The organism is Micromonospora nigra (assembly GCF_900091585.1).
GTDB classification, from domain to species: Bacteria; Actinomycetota; Actinomycetes; order Mycobacteriales; family Micromonosporaceae; genus Micromonospora; species Micromonospora nigra.
The window spans coordinates 4,649,045-4,673,156 of record NZ_FMHT01000003.1 but is presented as its reverse complement, the minus strand read 5'-3'; the positions used below and the strand labels follow the sequence as shown (position 1 = coordinate 4,673,156).

General features: G+C 74.6%; 14 protein-coding genes and 2 pseudogenes. 6 read left to right on the top strand and 10 right to left on the bottom strand.

From position 1 onward, the window contains the following. Positions 1 to 6 precede the first annotated feature (6 nt). Both GA0070616_RS20320 and GA0070616_RS20315 read right to left on the bottom strand, forming a co-directional pair. Positions 7 to 2,832: pseudogene (locus tag GA0070616_RS20320) on the bottom strand (Na+/H+ antiporter subunit A); the annotation flags it as partial. Between the two features lie 313 nt (positions 2,833 to 3,145). Beyond that, entirely contained in the window at positions 3,146 to 3,532 is a 387-nt protein-coding gene (locus tag GA0070616_RS20315) for a hypothetical protein (RefSeq protein ID WP_091085427.1), read from the bottom strand. 170 nt (positions 3,533 to 3,702) lie between these two features. Between GA0070616_RS20315 and GA0070616_RS20310 the strand changes: the two are divergent. Next, a pseudogene (locus GA0070616_RS20310) lies at positions 3,703 to 8,357 on the top strand (ATP-dependent helicase). 134 nt (positions 8,358 to 8,491) lie between these two features. On the opposite strand, the gene GA0070616_RS20305 reads toward GA0070616_RS20310, so the two are convergent. After that, entirely contained in the window at positions 8,492 to 9,088 is a 597-nt protein-coding gene (locus GA0070616_RS20305; RefSeq protein WP_139128949.1) for a hypothetical protein, read from the bottom strand. Between the two features lie 246 nt (positions 9,089 to 9,334). Here GA0070616_RS20305 and GA0070616_RS20300 point away from each other — a divergent pair, with 246 nt between their 5' ends. The 3 genes from GA0070616_RS20300 to GA0070616_RS20290 all read left to right on the top strand — a co-directional run bounded on the left by GA0070616_RS20300 (position 9,335) and on the right by GA0070616_RS20290 (position 12,461). After that, positions 9,335 to 10,111: an S-adenosyl-L-methionine hydrolase gene (locus GA0070616_RS20300; protein WP_091085419.1), complete on the top strand. Its 777-nt coding sequence runs from the start codon at positions 9,335 to 9,337 to the stop codon at positions 10,109 to 10,111. Between the two features lie 212 nt (positions 10,112 to 10,323). Then, positions 10,324 to 10,590, top strand: a complete 267-nt coding sequence (locus GA0070616_RS20295; RefSeq protein WP_245712841.1) for a MerR family DNA-binding protein — start codon at positions 10,324 to 10,326, stop codon at positions 10,588 to 10,590. A gap of 389 nt (positions 10,591 to 10,979) precedes the next feature. After that, positions 10,980 to 12,461, top strand: a complete 1,482-nt coding sequence (locus tag GA0070616_RS20290; RefSeq protein ID WP_091085417.1) for an endo-1,4-beta-xylanase — start codon at positions 10,980 to 10,982, stop codon at positions 12,459 to 12,461. A 162-nt stretch (positions 12,462 to 12,623) separates the two neighbouring features. Here the strand turns inward: GA0070616_RS20290 and GA0070616_RS20285 are convergent, their stop codons facing one another. Next, a complete protein-coding gene (locus tag GA0070616_RS20285) occupies positions 12,624 to 13,907 on the bottom strand; it encodes a hypothetical protein (RefSeq protein ID WP_091085413.1) in 1,284 nt (427 codons plus the stop codon). Positions 13,908 to 14,015: 108 nt separating this feature from the next. On the opposite strand from GA0070616_RS20285, the gene GA0070616_RS20280 reads away from it, so the two are divergent. Both GA0070616_RS20280 and GA0070616_RS20275 read left to right on the top strand, forming a co-directional pair. Continuing rightward, positions 14,016 to 14,843 (top strand): DNA-formamidopyrimidine glycosylase family protein, encoded by an 828-nt coding sequence (locus tag GA0070616_RS20280; protein WP_091085410.1) that lies wholly within the window; start codon positions 14,016 to 14,018, stop codon positions 14,841 to 14,843. Positions 14,844 to 15,083: 240 nt separating this feature from the next. Continuing rightward, a complete protein-coding gene (locus tag GA0070616_RS20275; protein WP_091085404.1) occupies positions 15,084 to 18,719 on the top strand; it encodes a hypothetical protein in 3,636 nt (1,211 codons plus the stop codon). Between the two features lie 3 nt (positions 18,720 to 18,722). On the opposite strand, the gene pspM is transcribed toward GA0070616_RS20275, so the two are convergent. The 6 genes from pspM to rimO form a co-directional block, all read right to left on the bottom strand. After that, entirely contained in the window at positions 18,723 to 19,502 is a 780-nt protein-coding gene (gene pspM / locus GA0070616_RS20270; RefSeq protein ID WP_091085401.1) for a phage shock envelope stress response protein PspM, read from the bottom strand. A gap of 24 nt (positions 19,503 to 19,526) precedes the next feature. Next, positions 19,527 to 20,390, bottom strand: coding sequence for a PspA/IM30 family protein (locus GA0070616_RS20265; RefSeq protein ID WP_091085398.1), 864 nt, complete (start codon positions 20,388 to 20,390; stop codon positions 19,527 to 19,529). A 198-nt stretch (positions 20,391 to 20,588) separates the two neighbouring features. After that, positions 20,589 to 21,038 carry a helix-turn-helix domain-containing protein gene (locus tag GA0070616_RS20260; RefSeq protein WP_091085394.1) on the bottom strand — a complete coding sequence of 150 codons (450 nt, stop codon included), beginning with the start codon at positions 21,036 to 21,038 and terminating at the stop codon, positions 20,589 to 20,591. 232 nt (positions 21,039 to 21,270) lie between these two features. Beyond that, entirely contained in the window at positions 21,271 to 21,786 is a 516-nt protein-coding gene (locus GA0070616_RS20255) for a CinA family protein (protein WP_091085391.1), read from the bottom strand. 130 nt (positions 21,787 to 21,916) lie between these two features. Beyond that, positions 21,917 to 22,507, bottom strand: coding sequence for a CDP-diacylglycerol--glycerol-3-phosphate 3-phosphatidyltransferase (gene pgsA / locus GA0070616_RS20250; RefSeq protein WP_091085388.1), 591 nt, complete (start codon positions 22,505 to 22,507; stop codon positions 21,917 to 21,919). A 77-nt stretch (positions 22,508 to 22,584) separates the two neighbouring features. Further along, positions 22,585 to 24,084 (bottom strand): 30S ribosomal protein S12 methylthiotransferase RimO, encoded by a 1,500-nt coding sequence (rimO, locus tag GA0070616_RS20245; RefSeq protein ID WP_091085385.1) that lies wholly within the window; start codon positions 24,082 to 24,084, stop codon positions 22,585 to 22,587. Positions 24,085 to 24,112: the final 28 nt, after the last annotated feature.

Genomic DNA, 24,112 nt, shown 5'->3' with positions numbered 1-24,112 from the left:
TGCGGCCCCCCGTCCCTCGGTTGCCAGGCCACCCGGCGAGTTGCCCGCCGCCTCGATGTGCCGGTCCACCTCGGCACCGAGACTGCGCAGGATGTCGAGCACCAGGCCGATCACCACCAGGTACACGCCGACGTCGAAGAACAGGGAGGTGACCACGTAGAAGTCGCCGAGCAGCGGCAGCGTCAGATCCACCCTGGCGCTCTCCAGCACCCCACCGCCGACGAGCAGTGACACCACCCCGGTGCCGACGGAGACGGCGAGACCGGCACCGAGCACCGTCCCGGCGCCGACCGGAGCAGCCTCGGCCAGCTCGTACCGCCCGCCGGCCAGATAGCGCACGGTCAGCGCCAGGCTCGCCACCAGGCCCCCGGCGAACCCGCCGCCGGGGGCGTTGTGCCCGGAGAAGAGCAGGAAGAAGGAGAACACCACCACCGTGTGGAAGATCAGCCGGGTGACCACCTCCAGCACGATCGACCGGCGGCGCTCCCGGAGGGTGGAACCGCCGCGCAGCCACACCGGTCGCCCCTTGCGCCGGGGCCGGGTGGTCGGTTCCGGCCGGCGCGGGCGGGGTCCGGTGCGGGACCGCTGGAAGATCAGGCTGGCCACTCCGGTGGCGGCCACCACCAGCACCGACAACTCCCCCATCGTGTCCCAGGCGCGGATGTCGACCAGGGTCACGTTGACGACGTTGCGGCCGTAGCCGCCGGTCACGGCAAGCTCCGGGAACGCCTCGGAGATGGTCGGTTCCCGGCGGGCACCGGCGGCGGTCAGCGCCAGGCCGGCCGCCACCACCCCCACCACCGCTCCGACGACGCGCCGGGCCCACCGGCTCCGGCGCAGCGGCCGTGCGGAGAAGCACTCGGGCAGCCGACGCAGCACCAGGACGAACACGCCGATGGTGGCCGTCTCCACGAGGAACTGGGTCAGCGCCAGGTCGGGTGCGCCGTACAGCACGAAGAGCATGGCGGTGCCGTAGCCGGTCACGCCGACCAGCAGCATCGCGGTCAGCCGTCGTCGCGCGCCGACCGCGAGCACCGCCGCCACGGCGATCACCACGACGACCACGGGTTGCAGCGGGTCGTCCCACAGCGGCAGCCGTTCGCGCCAGGGTCGGGTCAGCAGCATCGCCCCGCCGGGCAGCACCGCGAGGACGATCAGGATGCTGCCGAGGTACTGCGGCAGGGAACCCCGCTGGGTGGCGCCGGTGACCTGGATCGCGAGCCGGTCGAAGCGGTGGGTGACCGCCTCGTACCACGCCTGGCCGCCGACCGGTGACCGCAGCCGGGCCAGGGCGGGGGCCAGCGGTCCGCGCAGCGCGAACAGCGCCACGCCCCCGGCGATCGCCAGCGCCGACAGACCCAGCGCGGGGGTCAGGCCGTGCCACAGCGCCAGGTCCTTGCCGACCGTGCCGAACAGGTCCGCGTACGGGCGGAACAGGTGGTCGAGCGCCCCCGCGGCGGGGCCGACGGCCAGCCCGGCCACCGCGAGCAGCGCCGGGGGGACGAGCATCGACGCCGCGACGGGCCCCGGGGCGGCGTCGGCCACGTCCGGTCGGGTGGCGAACGCGCCCCAGCAGAACCGGATGCTGTACGCCACGGTCAGCGCGGTGCCGGCGACCAGCCCGGCCAGCACGAGAGGCTGGTCGGTGAACGCCGCCAGCACCGCCTCCTTGGCCACGAAGCCGACCAGCGGGGGCAGGCCGGCCATCGAGGCGGCGGCGAGCACCGCCACGCCCGCCAGCAGCGGGGTGCGCCGGCCCAGCCCGGACAACTCGCGCAGGTCCCGGGTGCCGGTGCTGTGGTCGACGATGCCGACGACCAGGAACAGCGCCGCCTTGAACAGGGCGTGGGCGAGCAGCATGGCCAGGCCGGCCAACGCGGCGTCGGGGGTGCCCGCCCCGACCACCACCGTGAGCAGACCCAGTTGACTGACCGTGCCGTACGCCAGCAGCAGCTTCAGGTCGTCCTGTCGCAGCGCCGCCCAGCCCGCCGCCAGCATGGTGACCAGACCGGCGACCAGCACCACCGGCCGCCACTGGCCGACCGCCGCGAGGACCGGGGCGAGCAACCCGAGCAGGTAGACGCCGGCCTTGACCATCGCGGCGGCGTGCAGGTAGGCGCTGACCGGGGTCGGTGCCGCCATCGCCACCGGCAGCCACGCGCTGAACGGCAGCACGGCGGACTTGGACAGCGCCCCGGCGAGGATCAGCAGCACCGCCGTGACCAGGTAGGCGCCGCCGGGCAGGGGCCGCTCGGTGATCACCGACCACCGGTAGCTGCCGGCGTGTTCGCCCAGCATGATGATGCCGACCAGCAACGCCAGCCCGCCGAGGGTGGTCACCGTCAGCGCCTGGGCCGCCGCCCAGCGGCTGGAACGCCGCTCGGTGCTGTGCCCGATGAGCAGGTAGGAGAAGACCGTGGTGAGTTCCCAGCAGACGTAGAGCAGCAGCAGGTCGTCGGCGAGGACGAGACCGAGCATCGCCCCGGCGAAGGCGACCAGCACCGCGGCGAACCGGGCCAGGCCGAGCGAGCCGGGGTGGAAGTAGCGCGCACTGTAGACCAGCACCAGCGCACCGATGCCGCCGACGAGCAGGGTCATCAGCCAGGACAGGGTGGTCGCCCGCAGGGCAATGTCCAGGCCGAGCTGAGGAATCCACGGGTACGTCTGCACGACCGCGCCGCCGTCGGCGACGTCCGGCGTGTGGACCAGCGCCCAGCCGAACGCGGCGGCCGGGGCCAGCGCCAACGGGTAACAGGCCCGGGACCCCCACCACCGGACGAGCAGCGGGGCGACGAGGGCCGCCACGAGGTGGAGGATCAGCAGTACGAGCACCCGTGCTCCCCGGTCGTGGTGGCCGCGGCGCGCCTGGTCTGCCGACCGGGCCCCGGGCGCGTCCCGTGGGGGTGCCGGTCGGACCGGGAGACGGATCCCGGGCGGTCGCCCGGCGGTCCACGCGACACGCCCTAGCTGCGATCAGACGTCAGATCGCCGCCCGATGGGCGGTTTTCCCGAAATAGCCCTGTTGGGACGTTGCGCCCGGGTGGGGTTGGCGCGGCGGCACCCCCTCGTCCCGGCCGGTGACCGAGTGAGCCGTCGTGACCTCGGCCGAGGCGGCGGGGGGCTTGTCGGGCGGTGGGCCGGTCGGTCAGCAGGCGGCCGCGTCGACGGCGTCGCGGACACCGTCGGACGCGGGCCGCTCGGGGCGGACATCGACGACCAGGTCGGGTCGGCCGAGCTGGCGGGCGACCCGGTTGGCGACGCGCTGCGCGGCGGCGAGCGACCGCACCGACAACAGCCGGCCACGGCTCTCCCGGCGCAGGACGAAGTAGTGCACCGCCGCACGGACCTGCCCCCGGTCGGCGGCGCTGGCCTGGGCGGTGGCGACCACCATCTCCCGCAGACACCGGGCGAGACGTTCGGCCAGTTCCAGCTCGGGACCGTGCAGGCCGGCCCGCAGGGCCGCGAGGTGACCGTCGACCTTGCGGATGAGCACGTCGCTCCCGGGCTCGACCCTCCACTCGTCGACGGTCATCCGATCCCCCCACCCACTTCACGTTGCGGGTGAAGTTACTTTATGTTGCCCCCCACTAGCAAGCAGTTAAGTAAGACTTAACGTGCGGAACGCTCCATACCGTCTCTTCGCACGCCGCACCGGACACGTCCCCGCTCCGCACCGGTTGGTTGTCGTACCGGCGGGGCAGGATGGGGAACGTGACGCAATCCAGGGCCGCCGGCGTGCTCGACGGCTTCGGCGCGGCGACCCGCGAGTGGTTCACCGCCGCCTTCGAGGCGCCCACCGCCGCGCAGGCCGGCGCCTGGCGGGCGATCGCCGCCGGGCGTAACGCCCTGGTCGTCGCCCCCACCGGCTCCGGCAAGACCCTCGCCGCGTTCCTCTGGTCCCTCGACCGACTCGCCCGCGAGTCGGCTCCCGCCGAGCCGCGACGTCGCTGCCGGGTGCTCTACGTCAGCCCGCTCAAGGCCCTGGCGGTCGACGTCGAACGCAACCTGCGCACCCCCCTCGCGGGCATCCGGCAGGCCGCCACCCGCCTCGGCGTGGCCCCACCCGACATCACCGTCGGCATGCGCACCGGCGACACGCCCACCGACGAGCGCCGTGCCTTCGCCCGCACCCCGCCGGACGTGCTGATCACCACCCCCGAGTCGCTGTTCCTGCTGCTCACCTCCGCCGCCCGGGACTCGCTGCGCGGCGTCGAGACGGTCATCGTCGACGAGGTGCACGCCGTGGCCGGCACCAAGCGCGGCGCCCACCTCGCGCTGTCCCTGGAACGTCTCGACGAGCTGCTGCCCCGTCCCGCGCAGCGCATCGGCCTGTCCGCCACCGTCCGGCCCGTCGACCTCTGCGCCCGATTCCTCGGCGGTGCCCGCCCCGTCGAGGTGGTCGCCACCACCACCGCCAAGACCATCGAGATCAGCGTCCAGGTCCCGGTGGAGGACATGACCCGCCTCGACGAGCAGGAGACCCCGCCCGACGACCTCGGCGGCCCCGGCCCACGCCGCGCCTCGATCTGGCCCGCCGTCGAGGAGCGGGTGCTGGCCCTGATCCGGGCACACCGCTCGACGATCGTGTTCACCAACTCGCGGCGTTCCGCCGAGCGGCTCTGCGCCCGGCTCAACGAACTGGCAGCCGAGGAGCCGGCGGAGGGGCGGGCGGTGACCGCGGACCCCGCGACGGGCCGGGCGGTGAGCGCCGACCCCGCGACGGGCCGGGCCGCTACGCCTGGATACGACCACTCCGGGCCGGCGCGACCGGGGCGTACCCCCGGGGAGTTGATGGCGCAGGCCGGCGCGGCGGCCGGCGCGGTCCCGGTGATCGCCCGGGCCCACCACGGCAGCGTCTCCCGCGAGGAACGCAAGCACATCGAAGAGGCGCTCAAGTCCGGTCAGCTGCCCGCCGTGGTCGCCACCTCCAGCCTGGAGCTGGGCATCGACATGGGCGCGGTCGACCTGGTCGTGCAGATCGAGGCCCCGCCCAGCGTGGCCGCCGGGCTGCAACGGGTGGGCCGGGCCGGCCACCAGGTCGGCGCGGTCTCCCGGGGTGTCGTGTTCCCCAAGCACCGCGGCGACCTGCTGTCCTGCACCGTGGTCGCCGAACGGATGACCGACGGCGCGATCGAGGAGCTGCACTACCCCCGCAATCCCCTCGACGTGCTCGCCCAGCAGGTCGTCGCGATGGTCGCGCTGGAGCCCTGGCGGGTCGGCGACCTGGCCGTCGTCGTCCGCCGCGCCGCGCCCTTCGCCGAGCTGCCCGACTCGGCCCTGCACGCCGTTCTCGACATGCTCTCCGGCCGCTACCCGTCGACCGCCTTCGCCGAGCTGCGCCCCCGCCTGGTGTGGGATCGCGCGGCCGACGTGCTCACCGGTCGGCCGGGCGCGCAGCGCCTCGCCGTCACCAGCGGCGGCACCATCCCCGACCGTGGGCTGTTCGGTGTCTTCCTCGCCGGTGCCGAACGCGCCGCCCGGGTCGGCGAACTCGACGAGGAGATGGTCTACGAGTCCCGCGTCGGCGACGTGTTCCTGCTCGGCTCCTCCTCCTGGCGCATCGAGGACATCACCCCCGACCGGGTGCTGGTCTCCCCCGCCCCCGGGCAGGCCGCGAAGATGCCGTTCTGGAAGGGCGACCAGCTGGGTCGGCCGGTGGAGCTGGGGCGGGCGATCGGCGCCCGGGTCCGCACCCTGCTGCGCCAGCCCGACGCCGAGGCGGTGGCGGCGTTGCGCGCCGGAGGGCTGGACGACTGGGCGGCCGGCAACCTGATGGCATACCTGCGGGAGCAGCGGGAGGCCACCCGCGCGTTGCCGGACGACCGCACGGTGGTGGTGGAACGGTTCCGCGACGAGCTGGGCGACTGGCGGCTGGCCGTGCACAGCGTCCTCGGCGCTCGCGTCAACGGCCCCTGGGCCCTGGCCGTCGGCCGCCGGCTCGCTGAGCGCTACGGGGTCGACGCCCAGGTGATGCCCTCCGACGACGGCATCGTGGTGCGCCTGCCCGACACCGCCGAGGAGCCGCCCGGTGCCGACGTCGTGGTCTTCGAGCCCGACGAGGTCGCCCAGCTGGTCGAGGAGTCCGTCGGCACGTCCGCGCTGTTCGCCTCCCGGTTCCGCGAGTGCGCCGCCCGTGCCCTGCTGCTGCCCCGCCGCGACCCGCGCCGCCGTCAACCGCTGTGGCAGCAGCGGCAGCGCGCCGCGCAACTGCTCGACGTCGCCCGCGAGTACGCCGACTTCCCGGTCACGCTGGAGGCGGCCCGGGAATGCCTCCAGGACGTCTTCGACCAGCCCGCGCTGGCCGACCTGATGCGCGACCTGGCCAGCCGGAAGGTGCGCCTGGTCGAGGTGGAGACGCCCCAGCCCTCGCCGTTCGCCCGGTCCCTGCTGTTCGGCTACGTCGGCGCGTTCCTCTACGAGGGCGACGCGCCGTTGGCCGAACGCCGGGCCGCCGCGCTCGCGCTCGACTCCGCCCTGCTCGGGGAACTGCTCGGCCGGGTCGACCTGCGCGAGCTGCTCGACCCGGCGGTGCTCGCCGAGACCGAGCGTCAGCTGCGCTGGCTGACCGAGCAGCGCCGCGTCCGCGACGCCGAGGACGTGGTCGAACTGCTCCGCGTGGTCGGTGACCTCGCCGACGAGGAGTTGGCCGCGCGCGGGGTGCCCGACGACTGGCTGACCGGGCTGGCCGCCGCCCGCCGGGTACTGCGGGTCCGCATCGCCGGGCAGGAGCGCTGGGTGGGGGTGGAGGACGCCGCCCGGCTGCGCGACGCCCTCGGGGTGGCTCTGCCCGTCGGGGTGGCCGAGGCGTACCTGACGCCGGTGGCCGACCCACTCGGCGACCTCGTCGCCCGCTACGCCCGCACCCACGGTCCGTTCGCCGCCGCCACCTGCGCGGCCCGGTTCGGGCTCGGCGTGTTCGTGGTGGAGCAGACACTGCGCCGGCTCGCCGCCGCCGGTCGGGTGGTTCCCGGCGAGTTCAGCCCCGACACGGCCGGCAGCCAGTGGTGCGACGCGGAGGTGCTGCGGCTGCTGCGCCGCCGCTCCCTCGCCGCCCTGCGCCGGGAGATCGAGCCGGTTGCGCCGCGCGCCCTGGCCGCGTTCCTGCCCCGCTGGCAGCAGGTCGGGTCCTCGGCCCGGGGGTGGAGGCCGTCGCCGCCGCCGTCGAGCAGTTGCAGGGCGTGACGGTGCCCGCGTCCGCGCTGGAACGACTCGTGTTGCCGGCCCGGGTCGCCGACTACTCCCCCGCCCAACTCGACGAGCTGTGTGCCAGCGGGGAGGTGCTGTGGGCGGGGGCCGGGGCGATCTCCGGCGGCGACGGCTGGGTCGCCCTGGCGTACGCCGACGTCGCGCCGCTGCTGCTCCCCCCGCCCGACGACGCACTCACCCGCACCCCCGTGCACGACGCGGTGCTCGACGCCCTCGGCGCCGGGCAGGCGCTGTTCTTCCGGGCGCTGTCCGACCGGGTGGGTTCCACCGACGACACCGCGCTGGCCGCCGCCGTGTGGGACCTCGTCTGGGCCGGCCACCTCACCAACGACACCCTGGCCCCGCTGCGGGCGGCCCTCGGCGGCGGCGGTGCCCACCGGGCCCGCCCCGCCACACCGCGCACCCGCTACCGCCGTCCGGGCCGGGTGGCGCTGCCCAGCCGGGGCGGCCCGCCGACAGTCGCCGGTCGCTGGTCACGGCTGCCGGAACGGGACATCGACCCGACCCGCCGCGCCGCCGCCCTGGCCGACGTGCTGCTCGAACGGCACGGGGTCCTCACCCGGGGCGCGGTGGTGGCCGAGCAGGTGACCGGCGGTTTCGCCGCCGTGTACCCGGTGCTGTCCGCGTTGGAGGAACGCGGCGCGGCCCGGCGGGGCTACTTCGTGGAGGGGCTCGGTGCGGCCCAGTTCGCGGTGCCGGGGGCGGTCGACCGGATCCGCGCTCTGGCCGAGCCGGTCGACGGCGGGCGGGGCCGGGGCGGGCCGGCGCTGGTGCTGGCGGCCACCGACCCGGCGAACCCGTACGGCGCGGCGCTGCCCTGGCCGGAGCGGGTGGTCGACTCCGGTGACGGCACGGCCCCGGCGACGGGCCACCGGGCCGGGCGCAAGGCCGGGGCGCTGGTGGTGCTGGCCGGCGGCGACCTGGTGCTCTACGTCGAGCGGGGCGGCCGGACGATCCTGTCGTTCACCGACGAACCCGACCCGCTGGCCACGGCCGGCAAGGCCCTCGCCGACGCCGTGCACTCCGGAGCGCTGGGTGCCATCTCGGTCGAACGCGCCGACGGCGAAGCGGTGCGGTCCTCGCCGCTGCACGACGCCCTGACCGCCGCCGGCTTCCGCGCCACTCCCCGTGGCCTGCGCCTGCGCTCCTGAACCCGCCACACCGGCCGGATCCGCACACCGTGGCACCGCCCACGTTCCGCCGCACCCGAAGCACCGCACACATGGCACCGCACAGGTCACGCCGCACCGGAGCGCCGCCCACGCCGCGCTCGCGGCTGGCGCGGTCAGCGCAGCCGGTCGAGGACCTTGGCGTAGGCGGGGCGCATGGCGGCCGGGGTCGGGGCCTCCAGGTAGTTGAGCACCACCTCGCCCCTGCGGTACGCCCCGCCGGCCCACTGTTCGGCGATGTCGGCGGCGGCGACCTCGTCGGGGAAGACGTAGACGGTCACCGTGTCCGTGGCGATCAGCTCCGAGCAGCCCAGCCCCATCCCGTCCGGGCCGCAGTCGACGGAACGGTCCCGGGCGTTGGGCACTTTCAGCCCGGCGGCCCGGAACGCGGCGACGACGTCCCGTGCGCTCGGCGCGGACGTCGGGCGCGGCGGCAGCACCACCGGGGGCGGGCTGGCCGGTCGATGCTCGGTGGTGCCCCGGGTGCTCGGAACGACGGGTGCCGGCGACGCCGCGCCCGGCGGCACGGGAGTCGGAACGGCGGTGGCGGTGGCGGGTGCGCCGCCCTCCGGCGGGACCGCGTCCACCCCGGCCGTGGGACTCCCCGTCACCCCCGGTGCCGCGGCCGGCGACCGGTCGTCGTCGCCGCAGGCGGCGGTGAGTGCGGTGGCGATCACGAGCAGGGTGACGACGGGCAGGCTGCGGAGGCTCACCCTGGCAGTCTGCCCAACGGTCGCGTCGATGGGCAGTGGCTGGTCGGCCACAGCCCTGTCGCGAATCCGCCACCACATCGACCGCACCGGCCCACCAGGCCACCCGAACGCGCCCAGCCGACCAGGGGGCACGTGCGACGCCCGGGGGCACGTGCGACGCCCGGGCCTCGCGCCGACCAGGGGGCACGCGCGATGTCCGGGCCGCGCGCCGACCAGGGGGCACGCGTGTCGACTAGCCTGCCGGGCATGGCCGATCCGATCTCGTTGACCACCGACTACGGCCTCACCGACGGCTTCGTCGCCGCCTGCCACGGGGTGATCGCCCGGCTGGCACCCGCCGCCCGGGTTCTCGACGTGACCCATCTGGTGCCGCCCGGCGACGTGCGCCGGGGCGCGGCGGTGCTGGCGCAGACGGTGCCGTACCTGCCGGTGGGGGTGCACGTCGCGGTGGTCGACCCGGGAGTCGGGACCGCCCGCCGGGGCATCGCCCTGGCCACACCGAACGGGCTGCTGGTCGGACCCGACAACGGCCTGCTGCCCGACGCCGCGCAGGTTCTCGGCGGCATCACCGCCGCCGTGGAGCTGACCAACCCGGCCTGGCTGGCACCCCGGGTCTCGGCCACCTTCCACGGCCGGGACGTGTTCGCGCCGGTGGCCGCCCGGCTGGCGCTGGGCGCACCACTGGACGACGCCGGACCGGCCGTGGCCCCGGCCACCCTGGTCCGGTTGCCGGCACCGGTGGTCCGCCCCGAGCCGGGCGGCTTCACCGCCGAGGTGCTCACCGTGGACCACTTCGGCAACGTGCAACTCGCCGCCCCCGCCGCCCTGCTGGATCCACTGCCCACCGCGGTCACGGTGGCGGGGCGGACGGCCGTGCGGGGACGTACCTTCGGCGACGCCGACCCCGGCGGCCTGGTGGTGCACGCGGACTCGGCGGGGCTGGTGGCCGTGGCGGTCAACGGCGGCCGGGCCGCCGACCTGCTCGCGGTCGCCGCCGGGGACGTGCTGCGGCTGGCGGGCTGACCGCCCGGCCGGCACCGGCCCGACGTCCCTCCGCCGCGCGGGCGATGGCCGCCCGGCTTCTCGGCAGGGCCACCACGAGTGCCAGGGCCACCGCGAGCGCGGCACCTCGGGCAACCAACGCCGCCACGACCGCGACCCGCTGCGCCGGATAGCGTTCGTTCATCAAGGCGTCACAGCGGTTCGGGATCCCGCTGTCCCTGATCCTCGACGTGTTGGCCCTGCTGCCTGACGTGTTGGCCCTGCTGCCCGACGTGTTGGCCCTGCTGCCCGACGGCCGCACGCCGCCCGAGAAGGACTGGCGGCGCGTCAGCGACTGCTGGCGCGACGACCTCGACGCGCGGATGACGCTGCTCGGGCAGTTGCGCGACGAGTTGCCGGACCGCATCGGCTGCGGCTGCCTGTCCCTGGGACGGTGCGCGCTGACCGATCCCGGGGACACCCTCGGCAGCAACGGGCCCGGCGCCGGCCGGCTGCGCTGACCCGCCTCGGCGACTGGCCGCGTGGCACGGCGGTGACCTGACCGACCAGGCCGATCCGGGTCTCACACACACCCGGACTGCCACAGCGGTCACGGTCGCCCGGTGGACGACCGCGCGGGGGGGCGGCCGAAACTATCGGCAAAACGCCGAAACTACCGGTTGAAGAACCCGGAACTTTCTGTCAGCCTGATAGCCGTCGATATCCGTGAACGTTCACATGGCCTGTCCGGCCCTTGGAGGCGCCTCACGCGACCATCAGGCATCCCACCTGCCGAAAGATCGCTCCACCACTGATCACGCCATTACTGATCACGCCACCACCTGAGAGCCAGCGCCCGCAACCACCTACGGCGGGCGACCAGAGCCAGCCATCCACCTGGAGGATCAGCATGAGTTCCCGGACCCGTCCCGCCGGGCCTACCCGACTACGAGCACTGTCCCTTTCCGGAACCGTAGCGATAGTTGCGGTCCTGGCCGTGTCCCTGCTTCCCAACCTCGCCCAGGCCGCCGAGTCGACCCTGGGCGCGGCTGCGGCCCAGTCCGGCCGGTACTTCGGTGCCGCCGTCGCGGCCGGCAAGCTCAACGAGAACGCGTACACGACGATCTTGAATCGGGAGTTCAACAGTGTGACCCCCGAGAACGAGATGAAGATCGACGCGACCGAGCCGCAGCAGAACACCTTCACCTTCGCCAACGCGGACCGGATCGTCAACCACGCCATCTCCCGGGGTTGGAAGGTCCGGGGCCACACCCTGGCCTGGCACTCGCAGCAGCCGGGCTGGATGCAGAGCATGGAGGGCACCGCGCTGCGCAACGCGATGCTGAACCACGTCACGCGGGTGGCCACCTACTACCGGGGCAAGATCGACTCGTGGGACGTGGTGAACGAGGCGTTCGAGGACGGCAACAGCGGCGCCCGTCGCAACTCGAACCTGCAGCGCACCGGCAACGACTGGATCGAGGCGGCGTTCCGCGCCGCGCGGGCCGCCGACCCGGGCGCGAAGCTCTGTTACAACGACTACAACACCGACAACTGGACCTGGGCCAAGACCCAGGCGGTGTACAACATGGTGCGCGACTTCAAGCAGCGTGGCGTGCCGATCGACTGCGTCGGGTTCCAGTCGCACTTCAACGCCAACTCGCCGTACCACAGCAACTACCGCACCACGCTGTCCAGCTTCGCCGCACTCGGGGTGGACGTGCAGGTCACCGAGTTGGACATCGAGGGCTCCGGCACCACGCAGGCCAACACCTACCGCAACGTGGTCAACGACTGCCTGGCCGTGGCCCGCTGCAACGGAGTCACCGTGTGGGGGGTACGGGACTGTGACTCGTGGCGCTCCGGCGGCACCCCGCTGCTCTTCGACTGCAACGGCAACAAGAAGGCCGCCTACACGGCCACTCTGGACGCGCTGAACAGCGCCGGCCCCACGCCCACTCCGACGCCCACCACGCCGGGGCCCACCCCCACGTCGCCACCCACCTCCGCCAGCGAGATCGTCGGCATCCAGTCGGGCCGGTGCGTCGACGTACCCAACGCCTCACGCAACAACGGCACCCGGGTCCAGCTCTACGACTGCAACAGGCAGCCCAACCAGGCATGGACGTACACCACGAACAAGCAACTACGCGTGTACGGCGACAGGTGCCTGGACGCCGCGGGCTCCGGCAACGGTGCGGCCATCCAGATCTACAGCTGCCACAACCAGACCAACCAACAGTGGAACGTCAACTCCAACGGCACCATCAGCAGCGTGCAATCCGGACGATGCCTCGACGTCTGGAGCACCACCAACGGTGCCCAGATCCAGCTGTACGACTGCCACGGACAAGCCAACCAGCAGTTCAGGCTCGCGCCGCTCGCACGGTGAGCATGACCGACTCGACGCACCACCCGTTCGCGGGCGTGCAGGTGCACAAGCCGCAGGGCGAGATCCCACACATCTGAGACAGGCCGGACCGCGATCCGGGCGGGCTCGGCGTCACGCCGGGCCCGCCCGGATCAGGGCGACACTTCGGGGCCGACGCACCGACTAACAGCGGGGCACGGTGCCGCCCCAGACGGCCGAGATGAAGGCGTGGCTGACGTACTGGCCGCCGGCCAGCCGGTCCCACCGGCTCGTGGTGCGGTACGGGCCGGCCACCGTCTGCCCGGTGACGAAACACTGGATGGGCACGCTGGCGTACCGCGCCGCCAGCCCGCGCGACGGATAGGCGGTGCTGGCACCGGTGCGGATGTTCAGCGGGCCGTCACCGACGACGCCCCGGGGGCCGGTGCCGGTCCACAGGTACGCCACGTCGACCCAGGCGTTGGTGGTCAGTTGCAGCCCGTCCCAGAAAGTGCCGTCGGCGAGGTCCACGCCGGCCGGGTTGAGCACCACCCGGCCGAACTGGTCCCGCCCGCCGTTGTAGCCGCTCTGGTACGCGGCCTGCGCCTGCGGCCGGCCCTGCGGCAGGCTCTTCCAGTTCTCCCGTACGCCGCTGATGTTCCAGTAGTCGTCGCGGGTGTTCCACGGGCCGACGTCCCACACGGGGGCGTACTCGCAGCGGCTGCCGGTGGTGGTGCAGACCCGCACGGTGTAGTCGCCGGAGTTGCGCGGGGACAGGCCACGCCGTGACGGCAGCGCGACGAAGTGGTCCCGGGCCCGCACGGTGTGCCCGTTGGCGGTGACCTGGCCGACCAGGCCGATCCGGGTAGCGTACACCCGGAAGGTGAGGCCCGGGGTGGCGGCGGTGGCCGCCGGGGCGGTGGCCCGGTCGGGGGCGGTGGTGGTCCGGTCGGCGGTGAGCCGGACGGCCCGCACCTCGACGCCGCCGCCCGCCGGGCCGGCGACGATCACGATCCGGGTCTGCACGGTGCGCACCGGCCGGTCGAAGACGGCCGCCGGGGTGGCCTCCCGCCACTCGGACCAGCCGCTGGGGCGCCAGCCACGCACCTGGGTGACGACGACGGCGCCGCCGTTGACCGTGGCGGTGACCTCGGCGCGGATCCGGGTGGCGGGCCGGTGGAGCCGGCGCGGCGCGGACAGCTGCATGCCCTCGGCGCCGGCACGATCCGGACCGCCGGCACGATCCGGACCGCCGGCACGGTGCGGACCGCCGGCGGTGGGCGGCGCCGGCCGGGCGTCGGCCAGGCGCAGGCCGGAACGGGAGTATCGGACGTTGACGTCGTCGCCGTCGACGAGGCTGAGGTCGGTCTCCCAGCGGTCGCGCCCGGGGGACGCGACGGCGGGGCCCGGCAGCAGGGAGACCGGCAGGAGGGTGACGAGGGCGCAGGCGAGGACGGCGGGACGTGGGCGACGCGGGGAGCGATTCATAGCGTTCTCCTCAGAACTCCCTGATAGTGCCTTTTACGCTGATCGATAGGAACCTAAGTACAAATAGCGATACATGCGAATTTCGCTCGGACGAGGGAGGATGGCAGGGTGCCCGAAGGCGACACCGTCTGGAACACCGCCCGCGTGCTGCACCGCGCGCTGGCCGGCGCCCGGCTCACCGGAAGCGACTTCCGGGTGCCGCAACTCGCCGCCACCGACCTCACCGGTTGGACCGTGCGTGAGTCCGCCAGCCGGGGCAAACACCTGCTGCTGCGCCTCGCCGCCCCGGAGTCCGGTGGCGGTCCCACCCCCGGCACCGGGGGCCGCTGGACACTGCACTCCCACCTGCGGATGGACGGGGCCTGGCGGGCGTACGCGCCGGGTGAGCGGTGGGCCGCCCGGCCCGCCCACCTGATCCGGGTGGTGCTGCGCAGCCCGCAGGCGGTGGCCGTCGGTCACCACCTGCACGAGGTGGCGCTACTCCCCACCGCCGACGAGGGCACCCTGGTCGGCCACCTCGGCCCCGACCTGCTCGGCCCCGACTGGGACCCGGTGGAGGCGGTGCGCCGGCTGACCGCCCACCCCGACGCCACCATCGGCGAGGCCCTGCTCGACCAGCGCAACCTGGCCGGTGTCGGCAACCTCTACAAGTGCGAGGTGCTGTTCCTGCGCGGCCTCTCGCCGTGGACCCCGGTGCGGCAGGTCCCCGACCTGGCCGGCACGGTCGCCCTGGCGCAGCGGCTGCTCGCCGCGAACCGGGGCCGCTGGACGCAGAGCACCACCGGCTCGCTGCGTCGCGGGCAGACCAGTCACGTGTACGGCCGACGCGCCCAGCCGTGCCGGCGCTGCGGCACAGCCATCCGCCACCAGGATCTGGGCGGACGGGTCACCTACTGGTGCCCCACCTGCCAACCCGGCCCCCCACCGCCAGCCTGACCGGCTCCCCCGCGCCGCTCGGCGCCCCTCCCGGAAGGGCCCGGAAGTCCTCCGGGCGGACGACCGCCGGGGTGGCATCGACGACACGCCGGGCAGGTGGGAGATAGGGACGATTGGGTACTTCCTCACCCGGCCGTCGACGTCGCATGCTGCGGTTGAGTGCTCACGGACCGTCAACGAAGCGCGCTCACGGTCGCCCCGCCGGGGTGGTGGCCGCCGCGCCCGGCCCCGGGGAGAACCATGGCCGTGTTCCGCAAGCTCCGGTCGACGTGGATCGGCCGCGACACCCGTACCGGACCCGGCGGCGTGGCAGCGGACGGCCCGCCGGTGCCGACCGCCCGGACCGACCCCGACGACACCCCGGACCCGCCCCGGCATTCGGAGGCTGCGCCGGCCAGCCTCGACCCGGCTGCCGTGCCCCGGTGCTTCGGTGCGGTGCCGAACCACGCACACAGCCCCCTGCCGGTGGTCGACGCAGCCGGTCGCCTGGTGCCCGGCACCGGGATCCGCAAGTTCGTCGACGCCCTGCCGGGGCTCGGCCCCCGGCCCGGCACGCGGGGTGCCCACCTGCCGGTGGCGGTGCCGGACACCGTCACCTACCCGGGCTGCGACTACTACGAGATCAGTCTCCAGGAGTACGCGCAGCGGCTGCACCGGGACCTGCCGGCCACCCGGCTGCGCGGTTACCGGCAGATCAACCTGGGCACCGACCCCGACGGCCACAACACGGTGGTGCCGCCGGAACGGCCCTGGCACCTGGGCCCGGTGATCACCGCGCGGCGGGGCCGGCCCGTCCGGATCAAGTTCATCAACCAGTTACCCACCGGCCGGGCCGGCGAACTGTTCCTGCCCGTCGACACCACAGTGGCCGGGGCGGGCACCGGTCCGCTCGACGGGCCCGCCCCCTACCCGCAGAACCGGGCCGTACTGCACCTGTCGGGAGCGCTGACCGGATGGACCAGCGCCGGCAACCCCGGACAGTGGGTCGCCCCGGCGGGCGAGATCACGCCGTACCCGACGGGGCCCGGCCTGACCCACGTGCCGGACATGCCGCCCCCCGGCCGCGGTGCCACCACGCTGTACCTGCCCAACGACCAGAGCGGCCGGCTGCTGTGGTTCCACGACAACACCCAGGGACTGTCCCGGCTGACCTGCTACTCGGGGCAGGTGGCGCTCTACCTGATCACCGACCCGGTCGAGGACGACCTGATCGCCGAGGGCGTCCTGCCGGCGGATCAGTGGCCCCTGGTGTTCGAGGACAAGACCTTCGTACCCGACGACACCCAGCTCGCCGCGCAGGACCCGACCTGGGACCGGGACCGGTGGGGGGCCCGGGGCAGCCTGTGGTTCCCGCACGTCTACCAGGCACGGCAGAACCCGTACCGCGCGGACGGGACCAACCCGGCCGGGCGTTGGGAGTACGGGCCGTGGTCGCGTACCGCCGACGGAGCGGACGCCGCCGGGCCCGCGCCGAACCCGCACCACGACCCGCTGACCGACCCGGACGAACCGCCGGAGGCCCCGCAGGTGCCGCACCCGTCGGCGGTGCCCGAGGCGTACGGGGACACGGTGCTCGTCAACGGCGTGGCCTACCCGTACCTGGAGGTGGAGCCACGGCTGTACCGGTTCCGGATCCTCAACGCCTGCACGGACCGCTCCCTGAACCTCCAGCTGTACCGGGCCGTCTCCGACGCACCCATGTGGGGGCCGGACGGCGGGCTGGCAGCCGGGGACGCCGGTGAGGTGCCGATGGTGGCGGCCGTACCCGCGCCGGACCGCCCGACCGGTTGGCCGACCGACGGGCGGGTGGGCGGCGTGCCGGACCCACGGGCCGCCGGCCCCGAACTGGTACGCATCGGCAACGAGTGCGGGCTGTTGCCGGCCCCGGTGGCGGTGGCGAACCGCCCGGTGGGCTTCCGGTACGACCGGCGTGACGCGACGGTGCTCAACGTCGACTGCCCGGCCCTGCTGCTGGCCCCCGGTGAACGCGCCGACGTCCTCGTCGACTTCGCCGAAGTGGCCCCGGGCAGCACCCTGATCCTCTACAACGACTGCCCGGCCCCGCTGCCGGCGGCCGACCCCCGGTACGACCACCACACCGGCGCCCCCGACCGCACCGCCGGGGGTGGGGCACCGCCCACCCTGCCCGGGTACGGCCCGAACACCCGCACGCTCGTGCAGTTCCGGGTGACCGGCACGCCGGAGGCGCCGTACGACTGGGAGCGGCTGCGGGCCCGGCTGCCCGGCGCGTACGCCACCGCCCAGCGGCCACCGATCGTGCCGCAGCCGGCGTACGATCCGGCGTTCGGCACCCGTACCGCCCGGGACACGACGGTGCCGGTGCACGCCACCACGGTCACGTTCACCCCGGCGGGCAGCGCCACGCCGGTCACCCTGCCGCTGGCGGTCAAGGCGGTCCGGCAGGCGTTCGAACCCGGCCACGGGCGGCTCACCGGCCGGCTCGGGGTCGGGCATCCGAACGCCGGCCCGCTGTCCCCCGACACGCTGTCGCTGGGCCCCACCGACCCGGCCACGGAGGTCGTGCTGGTCACCGACCCCACGGTGGCGGTGGGGGCACCGGCCGACGGCACCCAGCTGTGGCGCATCCGCGGTGACGCCCGGCAGACGCACCCGGTGCAGTTCGACGGGGTAGAGGTGCAGGTGGTGAACCGGGTCGGGCGGGACGGGACGATCCGCCCGCCGCAGCCGGGCGAGCTGGGCTGGCGGCAGGTGGTTCGCGTCGACCCCCGGGAGGACGTGGTGGTGGCGCTGCGGCCCGTGGCGCCCCCCCTGCCCTTCAAGGTCGGTGACAGTGTCCGCCTGCTGGACCCGACCCGCCCGAGCGGTGTACGGCTCGACGGCACCCCGGTCAGCCCCTTCGACGGCCGGCCCACGACGGTGCTCAACCAGCCCGTCAACCTGGGCTGGGAGTACCGCTGGTCGAGCCGGCTGGCCGGGCACCGCGACCAGGGGGCGAGCCGACCGCTGGTGCTGCGGGTCTCCCCCCAGGCACCCACCGGGTTGACGGCCAACCCGGCACCCGGCTCGGCGACCGCCCTGCCGGCGATCACCCTGACCTGGACCGGCAACGGCAGCCGACCATCGGCCAGCAGCCACCTGCTCCAACGGGCCACCGACGCCGGCTTCACCCGGGAGCTGACCGTCATCACCGTGGCGGCGACGGCGTCCCGCTACACCGACGCGACGGTCACGCCGGGAGTGACCTACCACTACCGCATCCGGGCGGAGAACGCCGTCAGCTGCTCCGCCTGGTCGAACGGGGTGCCCGCCACCGTCGAACTCACCGCCCCGGCGGGACTGACCGCCGCGATCCCCCCGGCGGCCCCGCTGCGGGTGGCGCTGCGTTGGGCCAACCGGTCCTTCGCCACCGGCCTCGACGTGCAGCGGGCCACCAATCCGACGTTCACCAGCGGGCCGGGGACGACCGCGGTGGGCGTCGGCGACCAGCACCTGGACACCGCCGTGGCCCCGGAGACCACCTACTACTACCGGGTGCGGACCACGTACCTGGGTGCCGCCTCGGCCTGGTCGACCGTGGCCACGGTGACCACCCCGCCACGACCGAACCCGCCCAGCGCGCTGAGCGTCACCGCGAGCGCGCCGGCGCCGGACCTGGCGACGGTGGTGCTGGGCTGGGCGGCCGGCACGACGGCGGGGCCGGGCGCGGGCTTCACCGTGCAGCGGGCCCTGGACCCGGCGTTCAGCCGGGACCTGGCCACGTTCACGGTCACCGGCCGGGGCTTCACCAACACCGGGCTCGCCCGGGGCGTCACCTACCACTACCGGATCCGGTCGTTCAACGTGGTCGGCACCTCCCCGTACTCGGGGCCGGTGACCGTGACGACGCCGCCGTGACGCTCAGGTGGGGCGCACCTGGGCACCGCCCGAGCGGAGTTCCGCCAGGGCGGCGGCGACGCCGTGCAGCAGGTCGGTCGCCTCGGTCAGCCGGGTCGCGGCCGGGTCGGCGGCGTCGGGACGGTAGTCCTCGGCGAGGTAACCGGCGGCGGCCACCACCAGCCGTTCGTACGCGGACACGCCCGCCTCCAACTGGCCGGTCAACGCCCGGTGCGCCTCGGTCAGCGGCGGTCGGGCGTCCGGCGGGGCGAGCCGCAGCGCCCGTTCGACGCTGGCGACCCGGTCGGCCAGGTCACGCAGGGACCGGTCGGCGGCCGCCGCCTCCCGCACCGCGGGCTCGGCGAGGCCGGTCAGCCGGCCGGTCATGCCGGCGAGAGTGAGCGAGGCCCGGTCGAGGCGGGCCCACGGCTGCGCCGCGCTGGTGCCGCGCAGCGCCACCCGGGACCGCACCCGGCGCACCTCGGCGAGCACGCCGGGGCCGACGGGCAGGCGCTCCACGGCGGCGACGAGTCGGGCCCGGGACCGGGCGGCGGCCTCCGCCGGGTCGAGCGGGGGAGGCGCGGGTCGGGCGGCCAGGGCCCGCAGGTCGATCCAGCGCCAGGCGGTGAGGGCGACCGCACCACCCGCCCCGGCGGCCCATGCCGCGTCGGGCAGGCCCAGCCCGGCGTACGGGGTCAGGACCGCCGTCGCCCCGCCGAGCCCACCGGCGAGAACGCTCCACCGGCGGGCGGACCGGCGCAGCCGGTCGAGGCGCCGGAAGTACCGCGTACGCTCGTCTGCCACCCTCTACCTCCTCGGACCGGCCGGTCAGCCGGCGGCGGTGGTGCCGCCGGCACCCCGGTCGCGGGTCATGCTGGCGCGGATCTCGTCGAGGCGGGACGCCCCCGCCTGGTCGGCGGCGGAGCTGTCCTGCGCCACCGCCGGCTGCTCCTGCTGGCCGCCGAGCTGCTCGCCGGCCATGCTGGAGCGGATCTGCTCCAGCCGGGCGGAACCCGCCGAGTCGATGGTCGCCTTCTGGATCTCCAGCATCCGCCCCTCGGCGGAGTTGCTGGCCAGTTCGGCGCGGCCCATCGCGTTGGCGTAGCGGCGCTCGATGCGGTCACGCACCTCGTCGAGGGTGGGGGTGGTGCCGGGCGCGGTGAGCGCGGACATCGACTCCAGCGAGCGCGCCACCGTCTCCTGCATCTTGGCCTGCTCCAGCTGACTGAGCAGCTTCGAACGCTCGGCGAGCTTCTGCTGGAGGATCATCGAGTTGTTCTCCACCGCCCGACGGGCCTGCCCGGCGGCACCGAGCGCCTGGTCGTGCAGCGTCTTCAGGTCCTCCGTGGCCTGCTCGGCGGCGACCAACTGGGTGGCGAGGGTCTGCGCCGACTGCTCGTAGCGGCCGGCCTCGGCCTCGTCGCCGCGGGCGCGGGCCTGGTCGGCGAGGACGAGGGCGTGGCGGGCGTTGGACTGCAACGTCTCGACCTCGGACATCTGCCGGGACAGCTTCATCTCCAGCTGACGCTGGTTGCCGATCACGGCGGCGGCCTGCTGCACCAGGGCCTGGTGCTGGCGCTGGGCCTCCTCGATGGCCTGCTGGATCTGCACCTTCGGATCCGCGTGCTCGTCGATCCGGGCGCCGAACAGCGCCATCAGGTACTTCCAACCCTTGACGAACGGGTTAGCCATCTCGGTGATATCCCCTCAGTAGCCTCGCTGCGCCCGACGATCGGAACGGCCGGCCCCGCCGTGGGGCGGCACTGGCTTCCCATCGTCCCAGCCGGACGCCAACCCGGCGTCCGTACCGGCGAGCGGGGACGACGACCGGAACTGCCCGGGATCAACCCTACGCGGCAGCGGCCAGCCCGACCACGCAGCGCGATGCGCTCAGGCGGCGCAGACCACGTCCCGCTCGGCGGGACGGACCCGGGTGCTGCGGAGGGTGGCCTTGAGCGGCGAGTCCTGCCGGACCTGGACGGCGACCGTGCCGTCGGTGGTGACCTGACGGACCCCACGGTTGGTGGCCTTGCGCACCGAGGCGGCGGCGACCGGCGTCGGCTCGGCCGGCTCGTCCTGCACCGGCACCAGCACGCCGGGCATCTGCTCGGCGAGGGCGACCGTGTCGCTGACCTCGCGTAGCAGCTCCGACAGGCGGGCACCGAGCGCCTCGCAGATCGCGGCCAGCAGTTCGCTGGACGGCTCCTTCTGGCCGCGCTCGATCTCGGACAGGTAGCCGAGGCTCACGTTGGCGGCGGAGGAGACCTCGCGCAGGGTGCGGTGCTGCCCCTGCCGGCGCGCCCGCAGTGCGTCACCGATCACCCGGCGTAGCAGGACCATCGCACCTCCCCCTGAGGGTCACACTGTCGCAGCCGTCGGCCGTTCCGGCGCGGTGGGCCGCCCCGGCTCCGGACGTCGGAGCTTTCCCGCAACCGTACCCGTTACGGGCTCTCGCGACATCCCACCCCGGCGTCCGATCTGGGTGTCCGGTGCGCCCTGTCGCCACCCGGGCACCCGGCGTCCGGATCGGCGGGCGGCCCCGCCGGGGCACGGACACCGACCCCCGCGGCGCTCAGCCGTCCACCCTGACGACGCGGATGTGCTCCACGAGCAGCCGCAACACCGCGGTGACCGCCTCGTCCCGGATGTGGGTACGCCCACCGTCGAGGTCCAGCCGCCGCACGTCGGTGCCGCCCGGGCCGGCCACCGCGACGTAGACCAGCCCGACGGGCTTGCCGTCCTGCGGCTCAGGGCCGGCCACGCCCGTCGTCGCCAGACCCCAGTCGGCACCGCAGCGCCGACGACCACCCTCCGCGAGAGCCACCGCCACGTCCGGGTCGACCGGGCCGCGAGCGTCGAGCAGATCCTCGGGTACGCCGGCCAGGGTGGCCTTCAGTTCCGTGGCGTAGACCACGAACCCGCCCCGGTAGACCGCGCTCGCCCCGGCGATCTCCACCACGGTGGCGGCGAGCAGCCCGCCGGTGAGCGACTCGACCGTGGCCAGGGTCTCCCGCCGCTGGGCGAGCTGGTGCACCACAGCCGCCGCGGCGGAACCCATCGTCCGCTCGTCGTCCGCGTCCCCGCCCATGTGCCGACCTCCGTGCGCCCGTCCGATGCCCCGCGCGCACATCCTGCCCACGCGCCCGCCGATCATGCACGTTCCACGCCGGAACGGGGTCGGTGTCCGGTGCTGTCGTCGCTGATCACCCGGACGAAGGTCAGCGGGCGGGACGGCGCAGCCGCAGAGCCCGGACGACGTAGTCGAAGCCGGTCAGCACCGTCACGGCGACCGCGGCGGCCATGATCCAGGGGCCCACGGCGGCGAGGGCGGCGGGCATGGGCCACAGGTACCAGGTGATGGCGAGTATCTGCAACGCGGTCTTGAGCTTGCCGCCCCGGCTGGCCGCGATGACGCCGTGCCGGATCACCCAGAAGCGCAGCACCGTGATGCCCAGTTCCCGGGCCAGGATGACCACGGTGACCCACCAGGGCAGCCGGTCGTACCAGGACAGCAGCAGCAGGGCCGCACCGGTCAGCGCCTTGTCGGCGATCGGGTCGGCCACCTTGCCCACGGCGGTCACCAGCGCGAACCGGCGGGCGATCCAGCCGTCGACCAGGTCCGTCGCCGAGGCCACCGCGAAGATCAGGCAGGCGACGATCTGCCATCCGGCGTGGCTCATCCCGGAGACGACCACCGCGGCGGCGAAGACCGGCACCAGCACCAGGCGCAGCGCCGTCAGGGCGTTGGCCGCGTTGAGCACCGGCACCCGGGCGACCACCGGCGCCGTCGACTCCGTCGCCCCGGTCATCGGCCCGCTCCGCTCCGCCCGCCGTGGCGTACCCGGCACCGCCCCACCTGGTTCCCCCGCTCCGTCCGGGCCCGTCGTCACCGTGCCGCGCCGGGCGCCGCCGAGATCATCTCATCCGGCACGGCCAGCAGGTCGACGCCCTCGGTGCCGGTCACCGTCGCCCGCACCAGGTCACCGGGGCGCAGCGCCGCCAGGTCGACGCCGCCGCCGGTCGGGGCGACGAGGGTGGTGGAGCCGTCCACCTCGGGGGCCTGGTGCGCGGCGCGGCCCTCGACCACGCCGTCGTCGACCGAGTCGACCAGCACCTCGACCGTCGAGCCGAGCCGCTCCTCGGCCCGCTGCGAGCACAGCTCGTCGGCCAGGGCGGCCAGGCGGTCGTACCGACGTTTGATCGTCGCGGCGGAGATCTTGCCGGACAGCCCGGCGGCCTCCGTGCCGTCCTCGTCGCTGTAGTCGAACACCCCGATCGCGTCGAGCCGCGCCTCGCTGAGGAACCGGACCAGCTCCTGGTAGTCGGCCCGCGTCTCGCCGGGGAAGCCGACGATGAAGTTGCTGCGCGCCCCCGCCTGCGGGGCCAGGGCGCGGGCGGCGGCCAGCAGCTCCAGGAACCGGTCGGTGGAGCCGAACCGGCGCATCCGGCGCAGCACCGGCTCGCTGGAGTGCTGGAACGACAGGTCGAAGTAGGGGGCCACGCCGGGAGTGGTCGCGATCGCCTCGACCAGGCCGGGACGGGTCTCGGCCGGCTGGAGGTAGCTGGCCCGCACCCGGACGACACCGTCGATCGCGGCGAGCTGCGGCAGCAGCTTCTCCAGCGCCCGCGGGTCGCCCAGGTCCTTGCCGTACGAGGTCGAGTTCTCGCTGACCAGCACCAGCTCGCGGACGCCGGTCCTGGCCAGCCACTCCGCCTCGGCCAGCAGCTCGTCCGGGGTCCGCGACACGAACGCGCCCCGGAACGCCGGGATGGCGCAGAAGGTGCACCGCCGGTCGCAGCCGCTGGCGAGCTTCAGCGAGGCCACCGGGCCGGTGTCGAGGCGGCGGCGCAGCACCTGACGCAGGTGCGCGGGCGTGTGCTCGTCGGCCTGCACCACGCCCCGCGCCGGGGTGCCGTGGCCGGGCAGCGAGACCGCGCTGTCGCGGCGGGAGACCGGGGTCAACGGCAGCAGCTCGCGCCGGTCCCGCGGGGTGTGTGCGTCGACCGTCTCGCCGGCCACCACCGCGCCGAGCCGGGCGGAGATCTCCGGATAGTCGTCGAAGCTCAGCACCGCCTGGGCCTCGGGCAGGCTGTCGGCCAGCTCACGGCCGTACCGCTCGGCCATGCAGCCGGCGGCGACGACCCGCGCGCCGGTGTCGGCGGCGGCCAGCAGGGTCTGGATCGAATCCTGCTTGGCCTTCTCCACGAAGCCACAGGTGTTCACCACCACCACGTCGGCGCCCTCACCGTCCGTGGTGACCTGCCAGCCGTCGGCGTGCAGCCGGGCGGCCAGTTCCTCCGAGTCGACCTCGTTACGGGCACAGCCCAGGGTCAGCAGGGCGACGCGGCGGCCGGCGGCTTCGGAAGGGGAGGTGGCAGACACCACCCGAGGGTACCGGGCCGCCCCACGCCGG